At 30.6% G+C, this 13,094-nt stretch carries 10 protein-coding genes; 4 read left to right on the top strand and 6 right to left on the bottom strand.

Annotated features, from left to right (window positions below; all coding sequences use genetic code 11):
- Positions 1 to 31: 31 nt before the first annotated feature.
- From gldF to dnaN, 4 genes are all read left to right on the top strand, one after another.
- Complete coding sequence (gene gldF, locus LG651_RS09195; RefSeq protein ID WP_226695839.1) at positions 32 to 748, top strand: gliding motility-associated ABC transporter permease subunit GldF; 717 nt, start codon at positions 32 to 34, stop codon at positions 746 to 748.
- The gene (locus LG651_RS09190; RefSeq protein WP_226695838.1) at positions 748 to 1,233 is read left to right on the top strand and encodes a hypothetical protein; all 486 of its coding nucleotides are present in this window, start codon (positions 748 to 750) and stop codon (positions 1,231 to 1,233) included. Before gldF ends, LG651_RS09190 begins: the two co-directional genes overlap by 1 nt.
- Entirely contained in the window at positions 1,226 to 2,893 is a 1,668-nt protein-coding gene (gene gldG, locus LG651_RS09185; RefSeq protein WP_226695837.1) for a gliding motility-associated ABC transporter substrate-binding protein GldG, read from the top strand. Before LG651_RS09190 ends, gldG begins: the two co-directional genes overlap by 8 nt.
- Positions 2,894 to 2,977: 84 nt before the next feature.
- Positions 2,978 to 4,096, top strand: coding sequence for a DNA polymerase III subunit beta (gene dnaN, locus LG651_RS09180; protein ID WP_044632009.1), 1,119 nt, complete (start codon positions 2,978 to 2,980; stop codon positions 4,094 to 4,096).
- Between the two features lie 75 nt (positions 4,097 to 4,171).
- Here dnaN and LG651_RS09175 read toward each other — a convergent pair whose 3' ends face one another.
- The 6 genes from LG651_RS09175 to LG651_RS09150 all read right to left on the bottom strand — a co-directional run bounded on the left by LG651_RS09175 (position 4,172) and on the right by LG651_RS09150 (position 12,954).
- The gene (locus LG651_RS09175) at positions 4,172 to 4,714 is read right to left on the bottom strand and encodes a hypothetical protein (protein WP_226695836.1); all 543 of its coding nucleotides are present in this window, start codon (positions 4,712 to 4,714) and stop codon (positions 4,172 to 4,174) included.
- Positions 4,715 to 4,790: 76 nt separating this feature from the next.
- Positions 4,791 to 7,328, bottom strand: a complete 2,538-nt coding sequence (locus LG651_RS09170) for a T9SS type A sorting domain-containing protein (protein WP_226695835.1) — start codon at positions 7,326 to 7,328, stop codon at positions 4,791 to 4,793.
- Between the two features lie 193 nt (positions 7,329 to 7,521).
- Entirely contained in the window at positions 7,522 to 8,028 is a 507-nt protein-coding gene (locus LG651_RS09165; protein ID WP_226695834.1) for a hypothetical protein, read from the bottom strand.
- Between the two features lie 33 nt (positions 8,029 to 8,061).
- Positions 8,062 to 9,282, bottom strand: a complete 1,221-nt coding sequence (locus LG651_RS09160; RefSeq protein ID WP_226695833.1) for a hypothetical protein — start codon at positions 9,280 to 9,282, stop codon at positions 8,062 to 8,064.
- 96 nt (positions 9,283 to 9,378) lie between these two features.
- Positions 9,379 to 10,131, bottom strand: a complete 753-nt coding sequence (locus tag LG651_RS09155; RefSeq protein ID WP_226695832.1) for a LytR/AlgR family response regulator transcription factor — start codon at positions 10,129 to 10,131, stop codon at positions 9,379 to 9,381.
- 3 nt (positions 10,132 to 10,134) lie between these two features.
- A complete protein-coding gene (locus LG651_RS09150) occupies positions 10,135 to 12,954 on the bottom strand; it encodes a sensor histidine kinase (protein ID WP_226695831.1) in 2,820 nt (939 codons plus the stop codon).
- Between the last annotated feature and the right edge of the window lie 140 nt (positions 12,955 to 13,094).

The raw sequence follows: 13,094 nt of genomic DNA, 5'->3' as shown, positions 1-13,094 counted from the left end.
CAAAACACTACATTTGTTGTAAAATAATTTCATGCTAGCATTATTAAAAAAAGAAATAAACACGTTTTTTGCTTCGCCCATTGGCTATTTGGTAATTGCTATATTTTTGGTTTTAAACGGACTATTTTTATGGTTATTTAAAGGTGAGTTTAACGTTTTAAACTATGGCTTTGCAGATTTATCTTCGTTTTTTTTATTAGCCCCTTGGATACTTATTTTTTTAATTCCTGCTGTTACAATGCGTAGCTTTAGCGATGAGAAAAAACAAGGCACCATGGAACTTTTACTTACAAAACCAATAAGCAAATTAAACATTGTTTTAGGTAAATATTTAGGTGCTTTTATTTTAATATTGGTTGCGCTTATACCAACCTTAATATATGTTTATACTGTATACAGTTTAGGAAATCCTATTGGTAATTTAGATTTTGGCAGTACACTTGGCTCATATTTTGGCCTATTATTTTTAGTAGCGGCCTATACTGCCATTGGTATTTTTACATCTACCCTCTCTGAAAACCAAATAGTGGCATTTATAATAGCTGTTTTTATCTGTTTTATATTTTTTATTGGTTTTGAAGGGATTGCAGATTTTACCACAAGCAATTTTATAGATCAATTAGGAATGAGTGCGCATTACAAAAGCATGAGTCGCGGTGTAATAGACACCAGAGACTTGGTTTATTTTTTAAGCATTACCGCTTTATTTTTGTTATTAACCAAACTTAATATAAGTAAAGAAAACTAATGATTTTCACTCCTCTTTTCATAATATTTTTAATCATTGTTTTTGCCTTAACATGGTTATTTGTTAATACCATAGACAAACGTAAATGGCTTACGGTTATCGTAAGTTTGGCGCTTACGCCTATTGTATATTTTTATGTTTTTTATCCGTTTATTAATATTTTTGTTAGCTATCATCATGAAAAATATTTTAATGCTAACGCATGGGAAAACAAACCTGCATTACGCTACGAAATGAGTAATTATATAGTTAACGACAGCATTTTTATTGGAAAAAACAAAATTGATGTAGAGCAAGCATTGGGAAAAGCAGAATGGTTTAGTTGGGACGATTCTATAAAAGCAAATTCACCAGAAATGTGGAACTACAATCTTGGTTTTAAACCCGGAGCATTAAACCAAACACAAGAATGTTTAGAGTTGGTTTTTAAAAATAATAGAGTGGTTACTGTAAAACAATATCAATTAGAACAATCTTTTGAATAAAAACATAAAACACATAGCATTATTAGTATTTGTACTTTTTGCCATTAATTTTATTGCAAACAAAGCTTACAAACGTTTTGACTTAACTACAGATAAACGTTATACATTAAGCGAAGCGGCAGAAAATATTGTAACCAATATTGAATCGCCTTTAGTTATTGATGTTTTTTTAGAAGGAAACGATTTCCCTTCAGAATTTAGAAGATTACAACGCGAAACCACTGAATTATTAGAAGAATTTAAAGCGAAAAATAAAAATATTGTTTTCAATTTCATAAATCCGTTAGAAAATGAAGACACCCGCGACAGAAATATTGAACAACTTACACAACGCGGTTTAACACCAATGCAACTTACCGTTCAAGAAAACGGAAAGTCATCGCAAGCCATAATTTTTCCTTGGGCATTAGCTAGTTATAATGAGCAAACAGTTATTATTCCATTAGTAAAAAATAAAATAGGTGCTTCGCAACAGGAATTAGTTACCAATTCGGTACAACATTTAGAATACGCTTTCGCCGATGCTTTTAGCAAACTTACACAAGCCAAAAGCAAAAAAATTGCCATATTAAAAGGTAACAAACAATTAGAGGATAAATACATTGCAGATTTTGTAAAAACCATTGGTGAATATTATTTAATTGCCCCATTTACCATAGATAGCGTAGCTACAAACCCGAAAAAAACACTACAAGATTTAAGCCAGTTTGATTTAATAATATCTGCAAAACCATTAGAGCCTTTTACAGAAGAAGAAAAATTTGTATTAGACCAATACACCATGAATGGTGGCAAAAGCTTATGGCTTATTGACAAAGTGGCTATAGAAAAAGATAGTTTGTACAATGATGCAGGGCGAAATTTTGCTGTAGGACGCGATTTAAAGCTAACCGATTATTTCTTTAATTATGGAGTTCGTATAAACCCTGTAATTACGAGTACCTTGTACTCTGCTCCTATTACACTAGCTATGGGAACTGGCAGTAATTCACAATTTCAGCATTTACGTTGGCCGTATTCGCCTTTGGCTGGAAGTAACAATACTCATGCTATTACTAACAACCTAGATTTAGTAAAGTTTGACTTTGCCAACCAAATTGATACCTTAAAAAACAGCATAAAAAAAACCATTTTACTTGAAACAGCTCCGCTAACCCGTTTAGAAGGAATTCCAAGAGAAATAAGTTTAAACATTGTTACACAAGAGCAAGACCCTTCAACATTTAATAAAGGTAAACAGAATTTAGCTGTATTGTTGGAAGGTGAGTTTACCTCAGCCTACAATAATAGAGTTAAACCATTTTCATTTTCACAAATAAAAAATAAAAGTGTACCGACTAAAATGGTTGTAATTGCAGATGGAAATATTATTAAAAATGATGTTTCTAGAAATATACCGCAAGAATTAGGTTTCGATAAATGGACGGGAAAACTTTACGGTAACAAAGAATTTTTACTAAATACAGTAAATTACCTACTAGACGATAACGGACTTATAAACATTCGTACCAAAGAAATATCGGTTGCATTTTTAAATCAAGAAAAAATTGCAGAACAAAAAACAATGTGGCAGCTAATAAACATAGTGCTTCCGCTACTTTTATTAGCAATTTTTGGTATACTTTTTACTTATATTAGAAAGCGTAATTACAGCGCTTAAATGTTAATAAGTTTGTTTCATAATATACACACTTTGAAATATATTTGTAAATAGTACATTTTACAATTAAAACTAAGCTATTACATGAAATTTATTGTATCGAGCACATATTTATTAAAACAATTACAAGTTCTTGGAGGTGTAATTAACAACTCTAACACCTTACCTATTTTAGATAATTTTTTATTTGAATTAGATGGAAACAAATTAACCGTTTCGGCTAGCGATTTAGAAACTACAATGTCTTCAATTTTAGACGTAGAAAGCGATAGCGAAGGAAGTGTTGCAATACCAGCCCGTTTACTTTTAGATACATTAAAAACATTTCCAGAGCAACCTTTAACATTTGTTGCCGATGAAAATAACACTGTAGAAATAAGCTCGAACCACGGTAAATATGCTTTAGCTTACGCCGATGGAAATGAGTTCCCTAAGGCTGTAGCACTAGAAGACCCAAGTAAAACTGTAGTAAGCGGCGATATTTTAGCAACCGCCATAAGTAAAACTATTTTTGCTGCCGGAAACGACGATTTACGCCCTGTAATGAGCGGTGTATTTTTTCAGTTTACTTCAGAAGGTTTAACTTTTGTAGCAACTGACGCTCACAAACTTGTAAAATATACTAGAGAAGATATTAAAGCAAACGAAGTTGCAGAATTTATTATGCCTAAAAAACCTTTAAACTTATTAAAAGGAATTTTAGCAACTAATGAAGATGAAGTAACCATAGAATATAACGACTCTAACGCTAAGTTTACTTTTGAAAACTCCGAGTTAATTTGTCGTTTAATTGATGGTAAGTACCCTAATTATGAAGCGGTAATACCTAAAGAAAACCCGAATAAATTAGTAATAGACAGAAATCAGTTTTTAAACTCAGTAAAACGTGTTAGTATTTTCTCTAATAAAACAACACACCAAATTCGTTTAAAAATTGCGGGAGCAGAATTAAATATTTCTGCAGAAGATATAGATTACAGTAATAAAGCCGAAGAACGCTTAACTTGCGATTATCAAGGAGACGATATGCAAATTGGTTTTAATTCGCGCTTTTTAACTGAAATGCTTAACAACCTAAACTCAGATAATGTACAGTTAGAAATGAGTATGCCTAACAGAGCTGGTATTTTAACACCTGTTGATGGTTTAGATGAAGGCGAGCAAGTTACTATGCTTGTAATGCCTGTGATGCTTAATAGCTAGTAAAAATTTAATTACTGATATAAAAAAAGCGCTTATAAAATTTATAAGCGCTTTTTTATTTTAAGAGACTTTAATTTAATTATCTTCGACATTAAAGTATAAAAAGCTACCTGTATAACTTCCTGTTATTTGTGTACCATCATTTCGGTTAAATGTAAATGATAAACTAATAACATCCACAGAATAATCTATTACAGTTATACTACCAGATATAACCTCTAAGTCTGAATTGCTACCGCTGTTGTAAAATTGACTAAAACCATTTTCAAATTCAGAATTAATAATATCTCCATCAACAATAAATTCAAGACTTGAAATATCGTCTAGGTCATACGTTTCTCCTGGAGAAAGGTCGGAATGACTAATTTTTGCTGAAAAATAGTCGACATTGTTTAGGGTTGTTCCTGAAAAAGAAGCATTAATTTCTGCTTCAGTTTTATTGGTTATACTTAAAAAAACCGAATTAAATGATGGCTCTACTACAGCCATTTTCATCTCAAAAGAAGAATCTCCTACCAGAATAAAATTACTTTCTGAAGTATTGGAATCATCATTAAGTGAACAAGCGGTTAATAAAATTGTTAAGAATACGAATAAGCTGTTTTTTAAATGTTTCATGTGATTTTTTAATTACTTGGTTAAAAAAAGCGCCCACAAAAGTGAGCGCCAAATAAAGCTGATGTTACACACCAACTCAGTTCTTAAGGAACTTCTGATTAATAGCATTGTTTGAGGTCTTGATGTAAATCATGTACAAACCTGAAGGTAATACAGATACATCAATGCCATTTTCTATATTGTTAGATTGTTTAAGCAATTGTCCGTTAATATTGTAAATAGACACACTCTCTATTTGCTCATTCGATTTTACGAACATTCGGTCCTTTACAGGATTAGGATATAATTTTATTGAATTTGTATTTAAAGACACATCAGTAATTCCTAATGTTGAATCATATTCAAAAGCACCAAGATCTATTGTACTGTTAAAAATTCTATCATTACCTGCTAAATCTAAATCACCAAATAAAGCTACATCGTAGTAAGTATTATCTCCTTGATCTACAATATAATTTGAAGCTGATGTTGGCTTATATTCATTATCTAAATTTAAGTTATCAGTTGCAGGATCTAAGGTTGTTACATTTGTTGCAGAGAATGAGCCGTTAGTTCCAGCGTTTGACGATACATTTGCTACAGTATTTGCTATAACAACATCATAATTTGTTTCAGCTCCGTTGGAAATATCTCTGGTAGTTGCTGCTCCATTAACTATATTCTCCCAAAAGATAGAATTATAAACATTTAAATTAACACTTCCGTTTCCTGATGCCGTAATTGAATTTCCATAGGTACTATTATAGTCGTTATTAACAAACGTACTATTATTGATTACAACATCTAAAGTGTTTCCGTTATTCCAATCTGATCTGAAAATATCTAAGGCGGTAAGATTAATATCGTTATCTGCCACTAAAACGTTAGCCCAACGTGTAAAAATATAGCCGTTTGTACTATCAGATTGCACATAAACCAATCCCCTATTAACAATGGTGTTATTTATAAACTTGGTGTTTTCAACAAGCAACCCTCCATTTAATGTTCTCATTTTAAGCAAATAACCATTAGAATAATTACTTCTGAATACCGAATTTTTAATTTTTAAGTTATTAATACTTGAACTATTAGGAATAAAGATTACGCCGTTTTCTTCAACACCACCAGATGTAGATGTATCGTAAATATTTTCAAAAATTATCCCATCAAAAGTCACATCACTTGCTGTTACTTCAAATAAACGCTCCGCATTATCAGTTTTGTTCGATGAAAAATCTCCATCAATATCATCACCATTAATATCGCCTGTAAAAATGGTTGCATTTGTAGTGTGAATAGCTGTTAAAACTCTATCAGCTAAAGTTGTTTCGGTTCCTGCAAAACCACCTATAACATCTACTTCGTTTGTACTTACGCCAATTGGTGTATTTTTATTTGCCAATGTATAAGTTCCTTTTGCAACCCAAACAGCATCATTTAAATTGGTAAGTGCTAAAGCGTCTGTTACGTTTGTAAAAGCATCTGCCCAAGAGCTACCATCGTTAGCACCTGTTGCATTGGCATCTACATAATAAACTGCTGGTATACAATTTTCACTATAACTTGCTTGACCATCTTTAGTCCAACCTACTACGTATTGACCGCTATTTGCTGGTGGAGAAAAGCCTGCATCTACTTGAATACATGTTAAACTTGCATTACTATACGCTTTCATGTATGTGAAATTGCTATTATTTCCGTTTGAGATTAACAAATTCTCTAATGCACTATTTTCATAACAAAACAATTCATTAATACTTGTATTTAAACGAATATCTAAACTTGTTAAGTTGTTGAAACCAACATGCAAACGTGTTAATGATAAGTTGTGACTAACATCAATAGTAGTTAAGCTATTATTAGGAACATCTAAACGCGTTAAATTAGTAAAAGCTTCAATACCTGTTAAATCTGCAATACCAATACCGTTCATAATTAACTCTGTAGTCGCTTGCGCTTCTGCCATCGTTATTTCAGCATCTCCATTTAAATTGATACTGTTATCACTTACTAAAAAGTTTTTAAAATTGGCATCAGGGATGTTTACTACTTGATTTAACGCAGCACAGTCTTCACTATAAAATGCTGAGTTACCTTTAGTCCAACCTTGGCTGTATATTCCAGCATCTGCAGGTGGCGTAAAACCAGCATCTATTTGAATGCATGATAAGCTATTACCATAGGCTTTCATCCAGTTAATATTACTGTTATTACCATTGGCAATGTTTAATTCATATAACACGCCATTATTATGGCATTGTATATCTGTAATTGATGTATTTGCACTAATATCTAAAGTTTCAATTTGATTAGAACCACAATGTAAACGTGTTAATGCTAAATTATTACTAACATCTAATGACGTTAAATTATTACTATAACAATCTAATCGTGTAATATTTATAAAGGCTTCAATTCCTGTTAAGTCTGAAATTGACAAACCATTAATCAATAATTCACCAGAAAATGCTTGCGCTTCTGCAACAGAAATTTCGCTATCGCTATTAGTATTAATTGCTGTATCTCCAACAAGATACGCTTTAAAATTAGCATCGGGAATATTAACATTTTGTGCATGTGTACTAAACCATGCAGTTGCCATTAAAAAGGAAAATAAGAGTAATTTTTTTTTCATTGTAGTTGAGATTTATTATGATTTTCAAGAACAAAATAATAGTACATAAAAAGGTTTTCAACATGCTTTTTTCTGAATTGTTCTAATTTCTTTCTAAATGATTTTTTTAAATCATACTACAGTTTTATTTCATAAAAAAAGAGTCTACATCTCGTAAACTCTTTTAAATATGAAAGCAAATATTTTTTAGATATTATTCTACGCAAGCTATATAATTACCATAAGGCGCCTTAATTGTGCCTCTATTTATACCGTTGAAATAGGAATCTCCAAACTGCCCTCCACCTGTGTAATCTCGTCTTAAAATAAACTCATATAGCATACATTGTCCATCTGAATTTTTCTGAACAACTGCTCCTACAGCCCATTGGTATAAAGGCAGCCCTGTATCTTTATGTTTTACAGTAGACCAAGTATTCGATGTAATATATTGATGTGTATTACTCATGCTATGCTTACTGTAATACGAATCTAAACCTTTAACTGCAATGGCTTTTAAAGCTTCATCTTTATCCAAGACACCGACATCTGGCAGCTTAATATTTTTTCTTTTTTCCAGCTCTTCTTCACTTATTTTTTTCTCCTTCTGTTTAATAAGAGGCTTATCTAAATTATCCTTTATTTTTTTTAAGAATTGTGCATATGAAGGCTGTACTGCACCTATAAAAATTATAGTTAAAAATATAAATAGCTTTTTCATTTTTTAAAATGTATTAATTATTCCTTTATCGTTTTAATTGGCATTTTCACAGTTCATTTTTTGTCCGTAAGGCATTTGTCCGTGAATAATTCCTCCAAATTGTGAGCTACCATAACCACTACCATTGTACTGTTGCTTGATTAAAAAACCTTGTAAATAGCAGTCGTTATTTTTATTTTTTTCTGTGAATGCGCCTTTAATCCAACGGTATAAAATACGACCTGTATATTTGTTTGTTACAATACTCCAATCGTTAGATTCTATGTTTAACTTTAGAAGTTTTGCACCATCTTTTGCAATGGTTTTAGATACATTTTCTTTAGCAAAACTCACTAATGAAGCATTACTATTCATGCTACCTGCTTTTGGCATTTCTATAGCATCCATAGTCGATTTTGCAGCAGCATCGTAATTTGCTTTTAACGTGGCTTCAAACTCTTTTACAATTGGCTTCGCTTTTTCTAACCAGTCTAAATGAAATTGTTGTTCTCCTTTACCAATTACGTTTAAAATGGTAATATCTTTTTCATGCATATACGATGGTACATTAAATGCGTGTCCGCCTTGGTGAGATGCAGCATAAATAACAAAAACATCGTCTGCAATTAACATTCCTCTTACTAAAATTGGCATACCTGTACCTAGCTCTAAAGTTTGCGATCGGTCTGCACCAACTTTGGTTGTAAACATTCCGGAAACCAACTCGTAACCAATGTAACCTTCTGGCGACATGGCTACTAGCTCTGGTGTTGTTAAAAAGCGTAACCATGCATAATCTGGATCTTGCGCTGGTAATATATCTACATTATCACCCATGTCTGTCATTTGGCGTCTTAACTTTACGCGATCAACACCAATTGCGCTCATACCTTTGGTCATAGCAAACGGGTACGACATGTATAAAAAATCGTCACTTACTGTATTTGCAGATTTAGGCTTATTAGCTTCAGCTTCTTGTTGTTTTTTTTCAAGATATTTTTGATAGTATAAATCTTGTTTCGCCTGGTCATTTGGATATTTTTTGGCTAATTCTGCTTTAAATTCTTCATCTGTATATTCATTTGAATTTGATGACGAATTACTAACCGTTCCTGTTGCCGAATTATCTTTTTCTGACTCTGAAGAGCCTTCTGTTTTTTTATTAATTTTTTTCTCGACAGCAGCTTTAGCTTTACTTTTTAGCATTTTACCAAATTGCGCATAACTAGAAGTATAACAAATAGTAAAAACTAGAAATAATAATATTTTTTTCATTTGAAATAGTGTTTAATTATCTTCAAAATAACTTGATGAAACACTATTTGTAATTTTGTTTTTTCTGAATAGTACTATTTTTTTTCTGAAAACTTTTTATAGGAATGTTTCCTTTATCACCTCTAAAAATTGATCGCGTTTAGATTTTGAAATGGGAATGCGTTTTTGATTATTCATTAATAAATAATCGCCATCATCTTTAACCAATTCATCTACATATTTTAAGTTGATTAAATACGAACGATGGCATTTAAAAAACATAGTATTACGCTCTAACTGCTCAACAAAATGTTTTAAGGGTTTGCAAATGGTTTTTTGTTTACCATCAATAAGTTGTACATTGGTGTACATACCATCTGCCTCAAAATAGACAATATCATTGTGCGACGCGAACATAATTCCTTTTGGTATTTCTAATGCAATTTTATCTATGGAAAGTTGTTTTAAAGAGTCGCGTAACTTGTTTAACTGGTCATTTAAATTATTGGCTTTTATCGCTTCTTCGGCTTTAGTAACTGCTTCCTTTAACTCGGTGGTATCAACCGGTTTTAATAAATAATCTACTGCCGATAATTTAAAAGCTTCAATAGCATATTGATTATACGCTGTTACAAAAATAATTTTAAAGTCTATGTTGTTTGGAAAGTATTTCAAAATATCTAAACCTGATTGATTTGGCATTTCTATATCTAAAAAAACAACATCAGGTTTGGTTGTTTTTATTAAGTCTACTCCAGATGCCAAATCTTGAGCTTCATTAATAGAGGTAATACTTGTGCAATGTTGGGTTAACAAGTTAGATAGTAAATGTCTGGCGCGTTTTTCGTCGTCTATAATTATCGCTTTCATATATTATTGTATTGGCATCATTATAATTACTCGAGTGCCTAATGGTATATTTTTATCTGTAGCTAAATCTTTTGTGATTATAGTAATATCACGTTTTAGCTTGTTTTTATATAAATATACTCGTTCTTGATTTGCCCGAGTAGCAAAAGGTTTATGCTGTTTATTAGGACGTTTTAATTTCTCTGATTGTTCTCGACCAATACCATTATCTTCAACTGTAATTCTTAATTTATTTTGTTGAATAACTTCTGCTTTAATATGTAATTTTCGGTCGTTTAATTTGTGTAACAACCCATGTTTTAAGGCATTTTCCACATAAGGTTGAATAAACAATGACGGTACTTTTATCTGTTTTGTATTCAACTGATTATCGACAGATATTTTATATTCTAACTCATCTTCAAAACGTACTTTTTCTAATTCTAAATACAATTTTAATGCATTTAGCTCTTCTTCTAAAGTAATTTCGTTTTGCTGACTGTAATCTAAATACATTCGGATTAATCGGCTAAACTTTACTAAATAAGAACTTGCTAATTCTTTTTCGTTTGAAACAATATAATCTTGAATGGAATTTAACGCATTAAAAATAAAATGCGGATTCATTTGCGAACGCAGATTTTCTAGTCTTAAATTCGTTATTTTTTTATCGATTAAAATTTTATCAATTTCTAAAATGCGCTGTTTTTCCTTTTGCTTTAAACGATTTATAAAGTACAGCCATATTAAACCAAAAATTGACAACATTACTAAACCATAAAACCAATAGGTTTCCCAAAAGGGTTTGCTAATTATAAATGTTATTGGCGATGCATAAACATAACCTTTGGCGCTACTATTTTTTGCTTTAAGCTCGAACGTGTAACTACCATTAGCCAAACTATTAAAATTAACAAAATGTGTGTTTTTGGGTATATTTTGCCAACTTGTATCGAGTTGTTTAACCCTGTATTTATAATTTACTTGTTGGTTAGCTTGAAAGCCATTGGAGTTAAACTGAATTTCAATTTTATTTAAATCATGTGGTAATTTGTAAGTTGGCTTAAGAAGTGTATCTCGGTCATTTATCTTTACGCTTTCTATTTTTACTCTTGCTGTTTTAAATGATTTAAATAATCCTTCATGCTTTGGAAGCAAATAAAACGAAGTTGGCAGAGTAACTACTACTTTATTTTTAAGTATTAAAAAATTATTTACAGCAGTATTTAAACCATCTTGAGCACTTAAAAACTTTAATGTTGTTGTGTTTATATTGTACTGAAATAGTCCAGAATCTGATGAAATCCACAATAAATTATCATCATATTTTAAATTATTTATATGAAGGTTTTTGGGTAAACCAATTTCTAATTTTGATAGTGTATTATTTTCAAGTTTAAGCAAACCATTGTGCTGTGTAGCTAACCAAATTATTTTTTCGTTATTTGATGCAATAACATTAACTATTAAATTATTAGAATTATAGTGTATTTCTTTTGATTCAAAATTTTCTAAATTATAAACAAAAAATCCATCAATATAAGATACAAACAGACTATTGTTGCAAACTGTAGAGGCTTTTACTCGACTTGAACGAAGCTCTTTTTTGTAATCTAAACTATATGGTTTTTTATAAACAATACCTTGCCTGTAATTGCCGTAAAACAAAGTACTATCATTAATTTTAGAAAAGCTCTTTGCTACAGAAAATGTATTTTTTGCATCCTTAATTTTAAAAGATTTTAAGTTTACAATAAACGATTCTGATGCATTTATGCTTACAATTAATTGTTTGGTTTTATCATCAAAAAATAAGTTTCCTATAATTTTTTTTCCAGGTAATTGAATGGTTTTATACAGTTTATCTTTGTTATAAAACAACAACTTGCCATTGTTTGTACCTATAACAAAATTATTATCGTATAACGCAGCAGATGCAGTTACTTTATTTTTATGTTCTACTTGCCTAATATTTAAATTTGGTGATACAAAAACACCATTATCTAAAGTTGTAAACCAATAATTTTTATTAAAATCTATTTGAATGTCTGTAATAGATTCTGATTTAAAAAGCTGTTCTTTAAATATTAATGATTTATCTTTTAATTTAAATATTAATACACCTGAATTAGTTAAAAACCAGTACGCATTGTTAAAACTTAAAACATTGTAAATAGTTTCATTTTGCAACTGTTTTGGGGTTTCTATCTTAGTGTATGAGTCGCTTTGCTTATCAACTAGGTATATTACATTACCATTAGAACTTTTATGTGTAAAAAACACAACATTGTTAAATGCAAAAAGCTTTGGTGATTGAATGCGTTTTGAACTTGTTATTTCAATAATTTTTTTTGCTATTCCGTTTTTAAATTTATAAACTCTATGACGTTTTAAAGAACCATCTAAATTAATAACAAACGTGTAGTTCGCATCATTTACAAATGCATTACTAATACACATGCCATTAAAAACTGCTGAGATATTTTTAGAATCTTTATTTATATCGTAAATACCTGTTTCTGTGAATATACGAACACTTTTTTCTAAAACACGATAAGAAGCTAATTGACCTTTAACGAATTTACTAGCATCAAAAAACAATTTCAAACTATCGTTTTCAACATAAAAAAATTGTCCGTAAATGTTATTACACCAAAGTTTTCCTTCGCGATCAAATTGTAGTTGAAATATTGAATTCGATTTTTTCTCGGGATTATCAAAATTAAGATATGTTTTTCCGTCATATCTATACAAGCCTTTATCTGCTGCTAACCATATATAATGGTCTTCATCTTCAGCAATGTCATAAAATTCAACATCTGGAAGTTGAGATATACTTCCCATATTTACAGACACCGGATTTTGAGCCTGTAACACAAAGCAAAAAAAACAAACAAGTATATACTTAAAACAATACCGCATAATTACTAAACAACAAACTTAACATTTATGTAAATAATGATACATGTATTTTGCTGTAAGCC

It is taken from the genome of Neotamlana sargassicola (assembly GCF_020523965.1).
Lineage (GTDB): Bacteria > Bacteroidota > Bacteroidia > Flavobacteriales > Flavobacteriaceae > Neotamlana > Neotamlana sargassicola.
Note: the sequence above shows the minus strand (reverse complement) of the source record. Positions and strands in the feature narration are given on the sequence as shown.